General features: G+C 61.6%; 15 protein-coding genes and 1 tRNA gene. 9 read left to right on the forward strand and 7 right to left on the reverse strand.

The features are described from left to right. Positions 1–223: 223 nt before the first annotated feature. Both CQR48_RS06455 and CQR48_RS06460 read right to left on the reverse strand, forming a co-directional pair. Positions 224–1,267, reverse strand: a complete 1,044-nt coding sequence (locus CQR48_RS06455; RefSeq protein WP_101452393.1) for a bile acid:sodium symporter family protein — start codon at positions 1,265–1,267, stop codon at positions 224–226. 162 nt (positions 1,268–1,429) lie between these two features. After that, positions 1,430–1,502 (reverse strand) — tRNA-Arg (locus CQR48_RS06460). 144 nt (positions 1,503–1,646) lie between these two features. Here CQR48_RS06460 and CQR48_RS06465 point away from each other — a divergent pair. The 4 genes from CQR48_RS06465 to CQR48_RS09450 all read left to right on the forward strand — a co-directional run bounded on the left by CQR48_RS06465 (position 1,647) and on the right by CQR48_RS09450 (position 3,306). After that, on the forward strand, positions 1,647–2,051 hold the full coding sequence (locus CQR48_RS06465; RefSeq protein ID WP_033491876.1) for a VOC family protein: 405 nt from the start codon (positions 1,647–1,649) through the stop codon (positions 2,049–2,051). 115 nt (positions 2,052–2,166) lie between these two features. Continuing rightward, positions 2,167–2,703, forward strand: coding sequence for an NAD(P)H-dependent oxidoreductase (locus CQR48_RS06470; protein ID WP_033491875.1), 537 nt, complete (start codon positions 2,167–2,169; stop codon positions 2,701–2,703). Positions 2,704–2,722: 19 nt separating this feature from the next. Then, positions 2,723–3,124: a hypothetical protein gene (locus CQR48_RS09165; protein ID WP_180334558.1), complete on the forward strand. Its 402-nt coding sequence runs from the start codon at positions 2,723–2,725 to the stop codon at positions 3,122–3,124. Further along, the gene (locus tag CQR48_RS09450; protein WP_101452394.1) at positions 3,058–3,306 is read left to right on the forward strand and encodes a GNAT family N-acetyltransferase; all 249 of its coding nucleotides are present in this window, start codon (positions 3,058–3,060) and stop codon (positions 3,304–3,306) included. The genes CQR48_RS09165 and CQR48_RS09450 overlap by 67 nt, the downstream gene beginning before the upstream one ends. A gap of 209 nt (positions 3,307–3,515) precedes the next feature. On the opposite strand, the gene CQR48_RS06480 is transcribed toward CQR48_RS09450, so the two are convergent. Together CQR48_RS06480 and CQR48_RS09415 are read right to left on the reverse strand one after the other, a co-directional pair. Continuing rightward, complete coding sequence (locus CQR48_RS06480; RefSeq protein ID WP_101452395.1) at positions 3,516–4,742, reverse strand: aminotransferase class I/II-fold pyridoxal phosphate-dependent enzyme; 1,227 nt, start codon at positions 4,740–4,742, stop codon at positions 3,516–3,518. A 444-nt stretch (positions 4,743–5,186) separates the two neighbouring features. Further along, the gene (locus CQR48_RS09415; protein ID WP_101452396.1) at positions 5,187–5,639 is read right to left on the reverse strand and encodes a very short patch repair endonuclease; all 453 of its coding nucleotides are present in this window, start codon (positions 5,637–5,639) and stop codon (positions 5,187–5,189) included. A 530-nt stretch (positions 5,640–6,169) separates the two neighbouring features. On the opposite strand from CQR48_RS09415, the gene CQR48_RS06490 reads away from it, so the two are divergent. From CQR48_RS06490 to CQR48_RS06510, 5 genes are all read left to right on the forward strand, one after another. Next, the gene (locus tag CQR48_RS06490; RefSeq protein WP_101452397.1) at positions 6,170–7,087 is read left to right on the forward strand and encodes an NUDIX hydrolase; all 918 of its coding nucleotides are present in this window, start codon (positions 6,170–6,172) and stop codon (positions 7,085–7,087) included. A gap of 108 nt (positions 7,088–7,195) precedes the next feature. Then, positions 7,196–8,455 carry a quinolinate synthase NadA gene (nadA, locus tag CQR48_RS06495; protein ID WP_015450832.1) on the forward strand — a complete coding sequence of 420 codons (1,260 nt, stop codon included), beginning with the start codon at positions 7,196–7,198 and terminating at the stop codon, positions 8,453–8,455. Between the two features lie 147 nt (positions 8,456–8,602). Then, the gene (gene nadB / locus CQR48_RS06500; protein ID WP_244898958.1) at positions 8,603–10,516 is read left to right on the forward strand and encodes an L-aspartate oxidase; all 1,914 of its coding nucleotides are present in this window, start codon (positions 8,603–8,605) and stop codon (positions 10,514–10,516) included. Between the two features lie 152 nt (positions 10,517–10,668). Further along, entirely contained in the window at positions 10,669–11,523 is an 855-nt protein-coding gene (nadC, locus tag CQR48_RS06505) for a carboxylating nicotinate-nucleotide diphosphorylase (RefSeq protein ID WP_101452398.1), read from the forward strand. Then, entirely contained in the window at positions 11,520–12,821 is a 1,302-nt protein-coding gene (locus CQR48_RS06510) for a cysteine desulfurase family protein (protein WP_101452399.1), read from the forward strand. The genes nadC and CQR48_RS06510 overlap by 4 nt, the downstream gene beginning before the upstream one ends. 190 nt (positions 12,822–13,011) lie before the next feature. Here CQR48_RS06510 and CQR48_RS06515 read toward each other — a convergent pair whose 3' ends face one another. The 3 genes from CQR48_RS06515 to CQR48_RS06525 all read right to left on the reverse strand — a co-directional run bounded on the left by CQR48_RS06515 (position 13,012) and on the right by CQR48_RS06525 (position 16,587). Further along, positions 13,012–14,529 carry a replication-associated recombination protein A gene (locus CQR48_RS06515; protein WP_180335126.1) on the reverse strand — a complete coding sequence of 506 codons (1,518 nt, stop codon included), beginning with the start codon at positions 14,527–14,529 and terminating at the stop codon, positions 13,012–13,014. Positions 14,530–14,860: 331 nt separating this feature from the next. After that, on the reverse strand, positions 14,861–15,520 hold the full coding sequence (locus tag CQR48_RS06520; RefSeq protein ID WP_015450837.1) for a methionine ABC transporter permease: 660 nt from the start codon (positions 15,518–15,520) through the stop codon (positions 14,861–14,863). Positions 15,521–15,522: 2 nt separating this feature from the next. Then, entirely contained in the window at positions 15,523–16,587 is a 1,065-nt protein-coding gene (locus CQR48_RS06525) for a methionine ABC transporter ATP-binding protein (protein WP_101452400.1), read from the reverse strand. Position 16,588 lies beyond the last annotated feature (1 nt).

The raw sequence follows: 16,588 nt of genomic DNA on the forward strand, positions 1-16,588 counted from the left end.
CTTGGCGGCCGCCAAATCAAACCCACCGCCGATAATACCGCCGACTGGTTTGTCCAAGGTCACGCATCCTCAGACATACGCAACATGTCAGATCCTGTATGAAATCGAGAGTCCGATGGACTTCCGTCATGTTGAGCGTGTCCAAACATACGCAACCCGTCACATCAACAATGAAGCCCCGCCTGCTTTGTGCACAGGCGGGGCCAAAACGAAAGACAGCGGCTCAATCAGTCGCTGCAGCAACGGGAGCGGCGGTTGCGGCAGCAGGCTGCTTGGTCGGTTTGCCGTCGATGGAATCGCACGGAATACCGTACTTGTCATCGTGACGACGCCACCAGGCAGACAGCACCGAACCGGAGATGTTGTGCCACACGCTGAAGAACGTGGACGGGATTGCGGTGACCGGCGTTGCAGCGAACGAAGTCAACGCAAGAGTGGCGCCAAGTCCGGAATCCTGCATGCCGACCTCGAAGGTGATGGCCTTCTGCTGCGCGTAGCGGAAGCCTTTCGGATACACCTTGTACATGAGTTTCGAGAAACCAAAACCAAGCGCATAGCCACACAGGTTATGCAGAATCACCACTGGAATCGCCAGCAGCGTCTCGGAACTGAACAGCTTGGAAGCGTTCGCCGACACGACAACGCCAATAATCAGCAGAATCGCAACCTGCGAGACAATCGGCAGCACAGGCGTGACCTTCTCGATCTTCTCCTTGAAAATCATGTGGCAGGCAACGCCAAGTGCAACCGGCACTAGCACGATAGTCAACGCGCTGAGGAACAACGACTGCCACGGAATCGCCACATAACGGGAGGCGAGCACCTGCATGAGCAGCGGAATCATGAACGGGGCGAGCAACGTGGACAACAGACCAATCGACACATCGAGCGCAACATCGCCGCGCGACAGGAAGCTCATCACATTCGACGACGTGCCGGACGGGCAGCATCCAACCAAAATCACACCAACGGCGATTGCACCATCAAGATGGAAAATCCAGCACAGCAACACGGCGATCAACGGCATGATCACGTAATGAGCAACCGTGCCGACAATAACCATCAGCGGTTGCTTGACAATCCGCGCAAAATCATCGACCGACAGCGTCAGGCCCATACCGAACAGGACGATACCCAGCAGATAACCGGTATATCCCTTCGCCCACACGCTGATCGCGGGCACAAAATAGTTGATTGCGGCCCACACGATGACAATCAGCGTGAACCATTTCGTAAGCCATGACGCGGCTTGTTTTACTTTCTCCATAATGGATAACCCTCTTTTCGCCTCAACTGCAGGCGTACTGGGCATATTAGGCGGAATGAGGATATCCGGACAACGATGGTCAGGATGTGGAATTTCTTCTGGCACACACGACGGACCGGGCAGAGCCAGGCATCACGTGCACCGGACCATGCGGGAAAATCGTGCCCGGAACGCGATTCGAACGCGCGACACCCGCTTTAGGAGAGCGGTGCTCTATCCACTGAGCTACCCGGGCAACAGATGATATTGTACACACAACCGCCCACCAGCTGTGCGCACTCGTTGTCACCGTGTTTGCGAGACCCGGATCGATGCACCTGCGAACGCTTACAGAAATCGTCTGCGCAGAGCACGCCGGATCCCTCCTATAGTGGGAGTCATGATCGACCATATGACCTTGCATGTCAGCGATGCCAACCGTTCCATTGAGTTTTACACGAAAGCGCTGGCACCACTCGGGTACCTTCCCAAAGCCCATCACGAGCCGACTATCGGTTTCGGGGTGGATGATGGCACGCCGCGCAGCGATTTCTACGTCTCCCCCGCGCAGCCCGGGACGACTCCAGCACCGACCCATATCGCGTTCCGCGCGGATAGCGAGCAGACCGTCAAGGCGTTTTATGATGCGGCGCTGGCAGCCGGTGGAAGCGACAACGGAGCCCCGGGACCGCGCGCGTACCATCCGGGGTATTACGCGGCGTTTGTGCTCGACCCGGACGGCAACAATATTGAGGCGGTTGTCGATTGGTCACATCAGAGCACATCAGGCGGCAGTACCGATTGAGCCCCGGCAGGCAACGGGCTTGGCAGCGATATGTCATCAATCGGCGAAAAGTCGCGTCACCCGGCGTACAATCCCCAATCACAGCATCCGCAATCCGACATGATGAAGGAATCATATGAAAACCACCATCTTTCTGTTCCACCCGAATCTTGAGACTTCGCGCGTCAACAAGGAACTCGCGCAAGCCGTGCTCAACGACCCCAATCATGACGTGACCGTCCGCGACGAGTACGCCGCGTACCCCGACGGTCGCATCGACGTCGCCACCGAACAGCGTCTCGTCGAGGACTCGGACCGAATCGTCCTGCAGTTCCCCTTCTACTGGTACAGCTCCCCCTCGCTGCTCAAGCTGTGGGAGGACAAGGTGCTCGAATATGGCTGGGCGTACGGCTCGACCGGGCATGCGTTCGAAGGCAAGGAAATCATGCTCGCCGTTTCCGCCGGCAGTGGCGAAGCGGACTATCAGCATGACGGCTCGCACCATGCGACCATGGAGGAGCTGCTCAAACCGTTCGCAACCATGGCTGACTACGTGGGTGCGCGCTATCTGCCGCCGTTCGTGGTGTACGGAGTCGGCGCGGGCATCGACGACGACACGCTTGCCGCCACCGCACGACGCTACGCGCAGGTCATCAACGAGCCGGCCAAGTAAGTCACATTCGCGTCCGCCGATGAGTATCCGCATCGAGAGCCTTTCCGGACCAAGTGAAGCCGAGCGGCAATGTGTTCGACGCATTCTGCAACGCTATAATCTCGCCCATTTTGAGACGACCGATGAGCAGGAGTTCACGATTGTCGCGCGCGATGACGAATTGACGGCGTGTGGCCCGCTACCGCTCGAGCCGGAAACCGTGGCTGACGCGTCTGCCGCCTCAGCCGAAGATGCAACTTTGTCCGAAGGCTCTACCGCATCCGCAGACATCATCTCGGCCAAATCTTCGACATCGCCCGGCGACGATGACGAAGCACCGAATCCGGGCAGATCATTGGCGGCATCTACGGAACGATGTTCGGGCAATGGCTGGAAATCGACGTGCTCGCAATCGATCCGGCACATCGCCGTCAGCATCTAGGCGAGCGCCTCCTGAGACAAGCCGAGGACACCGCCCGAGCCCATGGGTGCCGTCACTGCCTGCTCTGTACATTCGGTTTCCAAGGCAAAGATTACTATCCGCGCTTCGGATATCGCGAGATATTCCACATCGAGGGGTATCCGAAGACAGGGACCGAACACTGGTTCGTCAAAGACCTGTGACCTGCACTCAGCATCGTGGGCGTTTCAAGCCGATGGCCAGTCAACTAGCGCGACTGCACCCCGGAAGATGCCCCGGACGCCCACATCAACATATTTCAACTGATATCAGCTGATTCAATCCGCGCTATGACACTTCCCGCCGTATTACGGTACGTCATGACGCGTCATAGCGTGTTATTGCTCATCCGACCGCGTCCGGCCGTCGTGTTTCACAACGTCTTGAGGAACTGGCCGACGCGTGCGATGCCTTCGCCGATCGCCTGGCGCGAGGCAGCATACGACAAGCGCACATGGGTGTGCGCCGTCGCCGGACCAAAATCAGCGCCCGGAGTCAACGCGACATGCGCCTCACGCAACGCGCGCTCGCAGAAGGTCCACGCATCCAAACCTGTGGACGACACGTTGAAATACGCATAGAACGCACCGTTCGGCTCGACCTCGACAGGCAGACCGATGCTGGCAAGCCCATCAAGCGCCAAACCTCGGCGCACCAGCAATTCCTGGCGGCGGCGTTCGCATTCCTCAAGCGTCTGCGACGTGAAACAGGCGAGCGCTGCATGCTGGGTCGGGGTGTGCGCGCACAAGAAATAATTCGTGGCGAGATTGTCTGCCTCGTGCAGAATCGCTTCCGGCAACACGGCCCAGCCGAGACGCCAGCCGGTCATGCCCCAGTATTTCGAGAAACTGCTGACCACGATGGCGTCCGGGTCGGCGGACAGGACGCTGCGCACGTCGCTGCCGTCGGGTTCCGCATCGGCCAGGTCAAGGTAGGTTTCGTCTACGATTCGCCAGGCGTTGTGTGCGCGGGCGGTGTCGCATACTCCTTTGAGCGCATCGAAGGCGATACTCGTGCCGGCCGGGTTCGACGGCGAGGTGACCATGACCGCGCGGGTGCGTGGCGTCCAATACGCGTTGAGCAGGTCGGCGTTGAGGTGGAATCGGGTGGCGGCGCTGGTCGGCACGTCGATGATATTGCCGCCGAATGTGCGCACCAGTTCGCGGTTGCATGGGTAGGACGGGTCGGCGCAAATCACGTCGTCGCCTTCATTGACGGTCAGGGCCAGAGCGAGCAGGAGGGCCGCGGAACCGCCTTCGGTGATGACCACGCGCTTGGGGTCGAGTTTGACGTGATGGCGTTGCTCATAAAATCGTGCAATTGCCTCGCGCAGTTCGGGGATGCCGAGCGCGGCGGTATACGGCAGCGGGCGGCCGTCGCACTGCTCGCGCATGGCATCGCGGACGGCTTGCGGGGCGCCGAAATCCGGTTCGCCGAGGCTGAGCTTGACGACATCGACACCTTGGGCGATCATCCGGTCGGCTTCCTCGCCGATGGCCATAGCCCTGAACGGGTTGGACTCCAGAGCACGCTTGGACAAGGACGGTAGGGAGGCCGCCGGATGGGTTGCGGCGGTGGGCTGTGCTGAGTTTTCCTGCATGATTCGGTTCTATCGGCGCAATGCGACAAATGCGGGGTGCGCCGGGGGTTATTGACGATAATTGCGCGGCGGTGCGGCGACGGCATAGCGACGACCTAGCGACGATGGAGCGACACAGCCCCAGGCCGAAGCATCATCGTGTGAGTGAATCCTCACATAACGACACCAGACTCAACCACACGGACGGCCCGGAACCACCCCAGCCGTCAATGTGCGAGCGAATCCTCACACACCGACGGGTCACCAAGCCAAATCACCCACCCGAAGCCACCCCAACCGACACCGTGTGAGCCAATCCTCACACACCGACCGTCCTGACCCGCCGATTGATTGATTCCAGTCACTCCAGCCGCCACTGTGCGAGCCAATCCTCACATAACGACACCAGACTCAACCACGCGGACGGCTCCGAACCACCCCGACCGCCACTATGCGAGCAAATCCTCACACGATGGCGCCAGGCTCACCCTTGCCGCCGGCGGGAATCGTGTCGTCGATGATGCCGGGTTGCCCGTCCGGCATCGCGGTGATCTGGTCGTACAACCTAGCGAGACGCACCTCTCGCACCGGTTTCGCCAGCTCGCATTCCCATACCACGATCACACGCCACCCGTCGGCGACGAGCTGGGCATGTTGCAGTCGGTCGCGTTCACCGTTGCGCATGAGTTTCACTGACCAGAATTCGACATTGGATTTGGGACGGGAGAAGGCTTTGCAATTGGCGTGAGCATGCCAGAAGCAACCGTTGACGAACACAATCGTGCGCCACTTGGGTAGCACCACATCCGGGTGTCCCGGATAGCGCCGGTCGTTCTTGCGGAAGCGCAGCCCATGCCTGAACAGATAGCTGCGGACGAGCACTTCGATGCTTGTGTCCTTGCCGCGAATGTGTGACATCGTGTAGCTTCTGGTGCCGCGTTCGTAACGTTCTGGGCGGGATTGGCCTTTTGACGTAGATCGACGTCGGCGGCTCGCCCGGCGGCTGGGGTTGCGTTTGCCTCGCGTCGTCGACGCCGAGCGCACTGCGGATGCCGACGATTGCGCTGACTTCGGCGATTTCGCTGATGCTGCGGCGTTTTCGGACGCCACAGACACAGCACTCGTAGGTTGCGTCACCGGCACCGCCCGCACAGCCACCGCGTCGTCACACTGATGGCGACCAGCCTTGTCCGTTGATTCCCGCATATCCTCACCCGCCTGCCAGTCTGCATGATTCGCGTTGCATCGCCCATTATGCCCTGGCCCATGTTCGATCGGCCCGAAACAGCCGACAACGACTTATGGTCATGATGACTTATTGTCATCATACATACCCAGGAACGGCGGCACCATGCAAACGCCACACCCCCTTATAGTCATGTTGACCATAAGTCGTATGGTGATGGCAACCAAGGGAAACTGCAAGAAATCAGGGAAAAGGAGAAGCGATGCGCATCTCAGCGAATGTCAGCGAGCGCGCCAAGGAACCGCCGAATATCGGCGTATCCGTCGTCATTCTCGCGCTCGGCCCCTCCGATCTGGATGGCCGCGCCGACAACCTGCCAGCAGCAAATACCGCATCCGGCACCGCCCCTGACATCCACGCCACCGCCTCACGCACCAACACTGCAAACACAGCCGAAGCCAGCAACGGCATCGACCACACCGCAAGCCGAACGTCCAACGGCGATGCCGTTCCGACGCTGCGCATCCCATTGGTCCGCCGCATCCGCCAGCCTTTCCTCGGCGATTGGGCGCTGCCTGGCGGCGACCTGCAAGGCGGGCGATCCCTTGAATACGCAGCCGAAAAAGCCTTGCGATCCACCACCAGCCTGCACCCGCAGTATCTCGAGCAGCTGTACACTTTCGGCGATCCAAGCCGCTCGCACGGCGGACTGCCGATGGTATCCATCGTGTACTGGGCGCTGATTGGCGAAACCGAGGCGAAGGATTTCCGCGAAGCCCAGAACGTGCGCTGGTTCCCCGTGAACCAGTTGCCGCCATTGGCCTTCGATCACAAGGACATCATCGAATACGCGCTGACCCGCGTGCGCAACAAAATCGAATATTCGGATATCGCGACTCGCCTAGTCGGCAGCGAATTCACGCTCAGCCAGCTGCGCAACGTGTATGAGGCAATTTACGGCAGGAAGCTTGACGCACCGAATTTCCGCCGGCGGATGCTCTCGACCGGCATGGTCGAGCCGACCGGTGAAAAACTCGCGCGCGGCGCGCACCGACCGGCCTGCCTGTACCGGTACGTCGCCCACACGGGAACCGGGAAATCCGCAAAATCCACAAAACCTGCGAAACCGGGCAGCCGGGACATACCGACGATACCGACACAGCGCACGGCACAACAGTGACCCCACGGTAACCTGCCCACCACGCCAGACTTCACAGCACTACAACCAACCTGTTTCGCCGCGAATGGCAGAACAACCACTGCCCGCGGCACCATCGAAAGGAACATCATGACATCCGTAGACGCAATTATCGAACGGCTCGGCGCGACCCGCACCTGTGACGCCGGCCTGACCAAAGACCCGTGGGCCTTCGACACAACCAAACCGTCGTACGGCCCGGGTGCCAGCGCGCTCGACATGATCCCGCGCAACGCCCCGCGCCAGCAGCCGCTCGGCAAGGAGTACACGGAGGCAAGCGACGAGGAACTCCAGGAGCGCATCATCGACGCAAAACACAAGCTGGGTAGCAAACTGCTGATCCTCGGCCACTTCTACCAACGTGACGAAATCATCGTGCACGCCGATTATGTGGGTGACTCGTTCCAGCTGTCCAAGAATGCCGCCACCCGCCCGGAAGCCGACAACATCGTCTTCTGCGGCGTGCATTTCATGGCCGAGACCGCAGATATCCTCTCAACCCCACGCCAGAACGTGATCCTGCCGAATATGTCCGCAGGCTGCTCAATGGCCGACATGGCCAATATCGACCAGGTGACCGACTGCTGGGAGCAGCTGACCGATATCTGCGGAAGCACTCCGGACGCTGATGGCAAGCAGCAGATCATCCCGGTCACCTATATGAACTCCTCGGCCGCGCTCAAAGCCTTCTGCGGACGCAACGGCGGCATCGTGTGCACGAGCTCCAACGCGCGCGCCGTGCTTGAATGGGCGTTCGAACGCGGCAAGCGCGTGCTGTTCTTCCCCGACCAGCACCTGGGCCGCAACACCGCGCTCGCCATGGGCATGAGCCTCGACCAGATGCCCCTGTGGGACCCGTTCAAGGCGAACGGCGGGGCCACGCCCGAACAGTACGCGAACGCGAAGATGATCCTGTGGAAGGGCTTCTGCTCCGTACACCAACGCTTCACCGTTGAGCAAATCGAACGCGCCCGCAAGGCCTACCCCGGTGTCAAGGTCATTGTGCACCCCGAATGCTCGATGGACGTGGTCAACGCCGCCGACGGCACCGGTTCGACTGCCTACATCGTCAAGGAGATCGAGAACGCGCCAGCCGGTAGCGCCATCGCCGTGGGCACCGAAATCAACCTCGTCAACCGGCTCGCCGCCCAGCACCCGGATAAAACCGTGTTCTGCTTGGATCCGGTCGTCTGCCCGTGCTCCACGATGTACCGCATCCACCCCGCGTACCTCGCGTGGGCGCTGGAAAACCTGGTGGACGGCAAGGTCGTCAACAAGATCGTCGTGGACCCGCAGACCGCGAGCGAAGCGAAAATCGCACTCGACCGCATGCTACGCGTCCACCCATGATCCTGCGGCGGCACAGCTGATTTCATTTTCCGGCTCGGCCAACAGGCGGCGGAATCGCACGTATTGTACGTATGCGGCCCCATATACCCTGCCAGCTGGGCCGATGACGCCCGAAATTCAACGGGAATACACGAATCGTAGGCAATCATGACCTCATTGACCCAAGACAACACCAAAACCACGCCTTTCGGGGAGACGCCAGACACGCCCAACACATCCAGCACACCGGGCACCCCGACCATCGCCGTCATCGGCGCGGGTATCGCCGGGCTGAGTGCCGCGCTCGCCGTCGCGAACGGCGACCCAGATTCCGGTCTGCCAGGTCAGGACGTGGCACTCATCACGAAAACCGATTTGGTTGAATCGAACACATACCATGCGCAGGGCGGTATCGCCGCAGCCATCTTCCCTGACGACGACCCGAAACTGCATGCGAAGGACACGCTCGCCGCGGGTGCTGGCCTATGCGAACCGAAAGCCGTGGATATTCTCACCCGTGAAGGCGCCGAACAGGTGCGCCGGCTCATCGCCGCCGGCGTGCGCTTCGACAAGCATCCGGACGGCACGTTGCTGCGCGGATTGGAGGCCGCGCACAGCCGCAGCCGCGTCGTACACGCGGGCGGGGATGCGACCGGCAAGATCGTCGAGCTTGATGTCAGTGCCATCGCACGCAACACGCCGCATATCCACATCATTGAGCATGCCTTCGTCGTGGATTTGGTCACTGAACCGGTTGATGCGCACTCCCTGGCTGCGTCTGAGGCGCAGGCCGCAGGCGTTACCCACGTGATTCGCGGTATCCGCCTGTTCGATACCACCACCGGAGAACTACGCACCCTGATGGCAGACCGCGTGATTCTCGCAACCGGCGGGGCCGGCCGGCTCTACCCGTACACCACGAATCCACAGGTCGCCACCGGCGACGGTCTGGCCGCTGCCTGGCGCGCTGGGGCCCAAGTCGCCGACCTCGAGTTCTACCAATTCCACCCCACCGCACTCGGCGTGGGCGAGCACTTCCTGATTTCCGAAGCGGTACGCGGCGAGGGCGCGATCCTACTCAACGAACGCGGCGAACGGTATATGACCGCAATCGACCCGCGTGCAGAACTCGCCCCGCGTGACGTGGTCGCCCGCGAGAACTTCCGCCAGATGATGACCCAAGGCGGGCGTCCGGTACTGCTGGATGCGACGGCCATCGGGCGCAAGATGGGCTTGGACCAGCCCGGACTCGCCGCATTTCTCGCCCACCGCTTCCCCACCATCGACGCCTACACCCGTTCGATGGGCTTTGATTGGAGCCGCGAACCGATTCCCGTCACCCCGGCGGCACACTACTGGATGGGCGGCATCCGCACCGATTTGTGGGCGCGCACCAGCATCCGCGGCCTGTATGCGGCCGGCGAATGCGCGAGAACGGGTGTGCAAGGCGCGAACCGCCTAGCCTCGAACTCGCTGCTCGAAGGGTTGGCGTACGGCCGCCGCGCAGGTCTAGCCGCGTTACGCGACAGCGAGGACACCGTCTGGAACCCCCAGCCGCTGCTGGGCAGCGCGGCGAACGCACAAACCCGCGAAATCACCGAACCGCAGACGCTTGCCATGCCAAGCCCCGACACCCAAGCCGAACCCAGCGCCAAACCCGCCGACGTACGCGACACCATCGAGCAGACCATGTGGCACGGCGTCGGCGTACTTCGCGATGCCGACGGCCTGAGCCACGCCCAAAGCCGTCTGACCGGCCTTGTCGAGCAGACGCGGGCACAGGCGCAAGCTGCGCTGTCCAAGGTGGCCAAGACAGCCAAGAAGCCGAAGACCGATGCGACCGCTACCGCAACCGACGACACCACCGCAGCCACGACCACGCCCGCAACCGCATCGGCGCCCGCACCCGGTGATATTGCGGACACCGTGACCGCATTGGAAAACCGCAATCTCGCCGCTATCGGCCTGATTGCCGCCACCGCGGCTCTGGCCCGCACTGAATCGCGCGGCGCCCACGCCCGCACCGATTTCCCGGACACCGACAGCGTCCAGGCCTGCTCGCGGCCGTTCATCCGCGGCTGATATCCGGCACAACCCTAATACCGGCACCGCCGCGCTCGGAACCCATCGGTGAAAGTGATTGCCTCATTGCAACCGCTTTCACTCATGGTGTCCCGACAGGCAACCACCCTCGCCACACAGTTGCACTCGTATGCAAGATTGGAGAACCAGCTATGCTCACCCGTCTGGTCATTGAAGACGCGGTCCGCCGCGCGCTGATGGAGGACGCGCCGACCGGGGACATCACCGCCGCGACGACCATCCCCGCCGATGAAACGGCGACCGCCATGCTGAGCGCCCGTGAAAACGGCGTATTCAGCGGTGCGGAGGTATTCACCGCCGCCTTTCACGAGGTAGACCCCGGCATCCAAGTCACCATGTGCATCAAGGACGGCGAACGCTTCACCGCCGGCGACACGCTCGCCACCATCCACGGCAACGCACGCGGCATGCTGACCGCCGAACGCGTCGCTCTGAACTTCACCCAGCGCATGAGCGGCATCGCCACGATGACCCGAGCATTCGTTGACGCCGTGGATGCGGCACCCGGCTCGCACGCCCGTATCGCGGACACGCGCAAAACCGTGCCAGGGCTTAGGCCCTTCGACAAGTACGCGGTTGTCTGCGGCGGCGGACGCAACCACCGCTACGGCCTGTCCGACGCAGTGATGGTCAAGGATAATCACATCGCCGCCATGCGGGCCGCAGGACTCGACCTCACAGCCGGCATCAAGCATATTCGTGACCAAGTCGGCCACACCACGCATATTGAGGTGGAAGTCGACCGGCTTGACCAGATTCCGGCAGTGCTCGAAGGCGGTGCGGACACCATCATGCTGGACAATTTCTCACTCGAGGACACGCGCAAAGGCGTCGCCATGATCGCGGGCCGGGCGATTGTTGAGGCCTCCGGCACCATGACTTTGGAGCGTGTCCCGCAAGTTGCTTCGACCGGCGTGGATGTGATTTCCGTCGGTGCGCTCACCCATTCCGTGCGCGCAATCGACCTTGGATTGGATTGGGCATGACCGGGCAGAACGCAACCAGCCAAGACACGCAAACTCAGGAGTCGCAAGCCGTTCAGTCGGACAGACCGGAACGCGAACTATACCTTGACGCCGCCGCATCCGACGCCGTGCCCGCCAGCGTGATTGACGCGATGACCCCCTTCCTGACCGAAGGATACGGCAATCCGTCTAGCGTCCATGCGAGCGGCAAAACGGCGGCGCGCGCCCTTGATGCGGCACGCGCGTCCTTCGCCACCGATCTGGGCGCGCACGCCGGCGACGTGATTTTCACTTCGGGCGGTACCGAGGCGGATAATCTCGCCGTCAAGGGCATCGCGCTCGCCCAGATCAGGCGCGAACGGGAGGCGAGAGCAGCAGCGGCATCGGCATCGACGCCGGCACGGGCGTCCACACCCGCATCCGCATCCCCGCACTCCCCCGCCCACCGCATCCTCATCTCGGCGGTGGAGCACCCGGCCGTCGCGCAATCAGCGCAATGGCTGCATGATTTCTTCGATTTCGAGGTGGTGCGCATTCCGGTCGACGCTCAGGCCCATATCGACCTTGATGCGCTCTCTCGCGAGGCCCGGCGGGGTGCGACCCTGGCATGCATCATGATGGCGAACAATGAGGTGGGCACGATTGAGCCGGTGAGCCGCGCGGTACGCATCTGCCATGATGCCGCAGTGCCCGTCCATGTGGACGCCGTGCAGGCGGCCGGCACAATTCCCGTGGATTTCCGCGGTCTTGATGCCGACACGCTCGCGGTGTCCGGACACAAATTCGGCGCGCCGAAAGGCTTGGGCGCACTGCTCACCCGTAGTCGTGTGGCCATCGAGCCGATTGTCAGCGGCGGCGGGCAGGAACGTGGTCTGCGCTCCGGCACGCCGAATGTCGCGGGAGCAATCGCACTGGCGGTCGCACTCCATGAGGCATGCGCGGGAATGGAGGAACGCGACGCTCCTCTGGCCGCGTCGCGTGACGCCCTGATCAAGGCTATCTGCGAGGCGGTTCCGGGAGCCACACTCACCGGAGACCCGGTCAATCGCTTGCCCGGCCATGCGTCATTCACCTTCCCGAATGTCAATGGCGAGGCGCTGCTCGTCGATTTGGACGCGCGTGGCATTGAAGTGTCTTCGGGTTCGGCATGCGCCATTGGACGTCACGAAGCCCCCGGCACGCTGCTGGCCATGGGGTTGAGCGAAACGGAAGCGAAATCCGCGTTGCGATTCTCATTCCGGGAGCCGCTGCACCACACGGATATCCGGCGCATCGCGCAAGCGCTGCGCGCATCCATGACCGCTCTGCACGCGATGTGACAACGGTTGCAGGCAGTTCGTCCGTAAGTGGCTACCTTCCGCACGTAGCTACATTCGCTGGCACACGACCGGCGGCGGTTACTCCCGCCGATGTAAACGGTTGCAGACCATGCAGTTGCGGGTGGTACCAGCGCCTCTTGTCTCTGGTACCACCCGCAGGTTTCGCAACCGCGGCGGCAACCGCGGCGAATCAGTTGACCGCATCCGCCTCTGATGTGCCGGTCTCCCCTTCGTCGGCGGAACCGCTCGCGTTGCGCATTGCGGCGCGATATTGCGCGAGCCATGGGCCGATTTTCGCTTCCACACCGGAATTTCTCGGCCGATAGTATTCAGTGTCCTCGATGCCCATCGGCATGTATTGCTGAGCTACGAACCCACCGTGTTCCAATGGGTTGATATAGCCCATGCCATTGCCCGCGGCACGATGGTCGGCATCCGTGGGGTTGCGCAGGTGCAGCGGCACGATGCCAAGCTTGCCGTCCTTGATGTCCTTCTGAGCGGCGTTCGCAGCGTTCAAAACAGCATCTGACTTCGGGGACACGGCGATTTGGATGATTGCTTCCATCAGGGGCACGCGCGCGTCCGGCATGCCGACCATCTCGACCGCTTGGGCCGCAGCGACCGCAGTCTGCAACACCTGCGGCTGGGCAAGTCCGACATCTTGCGCGGCGGAAACCACGACACGCCGAGCGATGAACATCGGATCCTCACCCGCGTCGAGCATGCGTGTCGCCCAATACACGGCGGCATCCGGATTCGAACCGCGCATTGATTTGACGAGCGCGCTGGCCATATCGTAATGGTCATCGACGCTGTAGGAAGGAATGTTGTCGATGACGCTGCGCACATCGTCGGATGTGACAACCGCGACCTGACCGGGCGTCGCCTGACTTGCGGCACGGGAAGCAGCCGCCTCAAGCGTGGTGAGCGCATGACGCGCATCGCCGCCGCTGCTGAGAACAAGCAGCTTGCGCGCTTCCGGATCCAAGGTGACCGAGCCGCCAAGACCGTCCGGCGAGGCGACCGCCCTGTCCACGATCCTGTTGAGGCCGTCAACACCGAGTTGATGCAAATGCACGATGATGCAACGGCTGAGCAACGCCGGAGCAAGCGTGCTGGACGGCGCTTCCGTGGTGGCTGCGACGAAGGTGACGAGACGCTTTTCCACCGCAGGCAGCAGAATGTCCTGTTCTTCGCGCGAATACCGGTGGATTTCGTCGATGAACAGCACGGTTTCCTCACCGCGGCGCTTCAACCGTTCGGCAGCGGACAGCGAGCTTCGCAGCTCTTCGACACGCGCATTGACGGCGGACAGCTCAATGAAACGCCGATGCGACTCCTCTGCGATTAGATGCGCAATCGTGGTCTTGCCCGTTCCCGGAGGACCGTACAGCAGGGCGGCGCCGGGGACGACCACGGATTGCGAGGTCGTCGGGGAAGCCATCAGACGCAACGGTGCGCCCGGAGCGAGTACCTGGTCCTGGCCGATGACATCGTCAAGCCGCTTGGGGCGCATACGGTCGGCCAACGGGCGCAGCATCACATTGTCGCTTGCAGGGGTGCCGGGTACGGCAGCCGTCACACGACCGGCCACCGGCATACCAGCAATCGGCGCGTTCATGCCGGCGGTATCCATACCGGCGGGGTTGGTACCGGCGGGATTCATGCCGGCAGGATTCATGCCTGAGAATTGCAAACCAAGATCCACAGTCTCTCCATAATCATTCGCGCGTGCGCTCGTGCCAGGGCTCTCTCAATCCCGTATACGCGACAACGAGCCGGATGTTATTGTAACGACAACGCGCGAAAAAACGCAGCACCGTTTCTTCGCCCGGAGAAGACACGGGCTATTGCGCAACGATCGTGGACCCATCCGCAGGTGCCATGGGAACATCCGCGTCACGGCACCCACGGCGTCCACAGAGCCAATCGGCATCAATCGAATCGAAAAACACTCGGCGGCAGAGCACAATGCCCACCATGCAAGCATTGCTCACACGATGGGCATTGGCGAGTGACGCGCAATCGCGACCACGCATTCAGTGCGTCAGATGGCGGGCACGCCGGTCACCGATCCACTGGATAATCTGGACCAACACAATCAGAATGACCACAATGACCAGCAACACACCGGTTTCATAGCGGTTGTATCCGTACTGGATGGCCATGTCGCCGATACCGCCCGCTCCTATGGTGCCGACCATCGCAGAAGCGCCAATCAGCGAGATAATCATGAGCACCACGCCGCGCACGAAACTCGGACGCGCCTGCGGCAGCACCGCGCCCGTAAGCACTTGCCTTGTGGTAGCTCCGGTGGACAGGCACGCCTCGATGATTCCGTCATCGACCTCCGAGAACGCGCTTTCGCTTATTCGCGCGAAATACGGGACCGCAGACACAGACAGCGCGATTGCGCCGCCGGTCGGCGTGTATGGGTCGCCGATCAGGGCCTGAACCACCGGAATCAGCACGACCAGCAGAATCAGGAACGGCAGGGAGCGAATCGCGTTCACAATGAAACCGACCACGCTGTTAAGCACGTGATTGGGGTGGAACAGCCGGTTTTCCGTCAGGTACAGCAGCAAGCCAACCAACGAGCCGAGCACCACGCCGACCACACCGGAGATCACCACCATGTACGCAGTGTCAATCAGCGCCTGTGGCAGGTGCTCCTGCAGAATCTGCCATGTGGAATCCATACTCACTCCTCCCCTTGCTGGCCATCGCCGTACGCCGGTCGGGCGAGCCGTTCACGATTGAGTTCGCGATAGCTGTACACGTGCGCTTTCAAGGTATCCAACGCGGCGGCGAGCGCTTCGGCCGGCCCGTCGATCAGCACAATAAGCGTGCCGATCGGCTTGGGACCGAAGTATTCGACATCCCCATGCAGCACGTTGATACTGACCCCATACTTTCGAGTGACGTCCGAAATCAGCGGTTCCAACGCACCATCACCCCGGTAGCGCAGTTCCACAATCGTGCCCGCTGGCAGCGAAGGCACCAGCTGCGGCGGAATCGCAATGCCGAGATAGCGGTCAACCAGGGATTTGGTGGTCGGATGCTTCGGCGCGCTGAACACGTCGAAGGTCTCACCCTGCTCAACAATCACGCCGTTTTCCATAACGGCCACATGGTCGAAAATCTGTTTGGCGACATCAAGCTGGTGGGTGATGAACACGATGGTGATGCCGAGCTCAACGTTGATGCGTTTGAGCAGCGCGAGGATCTCCTCGGTGGTTTCGAGGTCGAGTGCGCTGGTCGCCTCATCGCACAGTAGGATTTCCGGGTTGTTGGCGAGCGCCCGCGCGATGGCGACACGCTGCTTCTGCCCGCCGGACAGGCTTGACGGGTAACTGTCGATTTTGCTGTCAAGGCCGACGAGTTTAAGCAGTTCGACGGCCCGGTCGTGCCATGCGGCTTTGTCGACGCCCCCGGCTTTGAGTGCGAACACGATGTTCGCTCCCACGGTGATGTTGTCAATCAGGTTGAAGCTTTGAAAGACAAAACCGATGTTGCGGCGCAGTTTGCGCAGTTCGTCGCCGGTTGCGCCGGTGATGTCCGAGCCGTCGATGAGCACGCGGCCCTGCGTGGGGCGTTCAAGCAGGTTGATGGTGCGCACGAGGGTGCTTTTGCCTGCTCCCGAAAATCCTACGATGCCGAAGATCTCGCCTTGTTCGATTGTGAGACTGACTCCGCGCACCGCTTCTACGGTATTGTGCCGCTCATGGAAGGTGACGTGGACGTCCTGCAGTTCGATGATGCTCACG

It is taken from the genome of Bifidobacterium thermophilum, assembly GCF_002846655.1.
GTDB classification, from domain to species: Bacteria; Actinomycetota; Actinomycetes; order Actinomycetales; family Bifidobacteriaceae; genus Bifidobacterium; species Bifidobacterium thermophilum.

Coding starts and splice junctions, on each gene's coding strand:
- CQR48_RS09165 (WP_180334558.1), top strand. CDS start 2,723: ATGAGTATCCGCATCGAGAGCCTTTCCGGACCAAGTGAAGCCGAGCGG.
- CQR48_RS06490 (WP_101452397.1), top strand. CDS start 6,170: ATGCGCATCTCAGCGAATGTCAGCGAGCGCGCCAAGGAACCGCCGAAT.
- nadC (WP_101452398.1), top strand. CDS start 10,669: ATGCTCACCCGTCTGGTCATTGAAGACGCGGTCCGCCGCGCGCTGATG.
- CQR48_RS06455 (WP_101452393.1), bottom strand. CDS start 1,267: ATGGAGAAAGTAAAACAAGCCGCGTCATGGCTTACGAAATGGTTCACG.
- CQR48_RS06465 (WP_033491876.1), top strand. CDS start 1,647: ATGATCGACCATATGACCTTGCATGTCAGCGATGCCAACCGTTCCATT.
- CQR48_RS09415 (WP_101452396.1), bottom strand. CDS start 5,639: ATGTCACACATTCGCGGCAAGGACACAAGCATCGAAGTGCTCGTCCGC.
- CQR48_RS09450 (WP_101452394.1), top strand. CDS start 3,058: ATGTTCGGGCAATGGCTGGAAATCGACGTGCTCGCAATCGATCCGGCA.
- CQR48_RS06520 (WP_015450837.1), bottom strand. CDS start 15,520: ATGGATTCCACATGGCAGATTCTGCAGGAGCACCTGCCACAGGCGCTG.
- CQR48_RS06510 (WP_101452399.1), top strand. CDS start 11,520: ATGACCGGGCAGAACGCAACCAGCCAAGACACGCAAACTCAGGAGTCG.
- nadA (WP_015450832.1), top strand. CDS start 7,196: ATGACATCCGTAGACGCAATTATCGAACGGCTCGGCGCGACCCGCACC.
- nadB (WP_244898958.1), top strand. CDS start 8,603: ATGACCTCATTGACCCAAGACAACACCAAAACCACGCCTTTCGGGGAG.
- CQR48_RS06470 (WP_033491875.1), top strand. CDS start 2,167: ATGAAAACCACCATCTTTCTGTTCCACCCGAATCTTGAGACTTCGCGC.
- CQR48_RS06480 (WP_101452395.1), bottom strand. CDS start 4,742: ATGCAGGAAAACTCAGCACAGCCCACCGCCGCAACCCATCCGGCGGCC.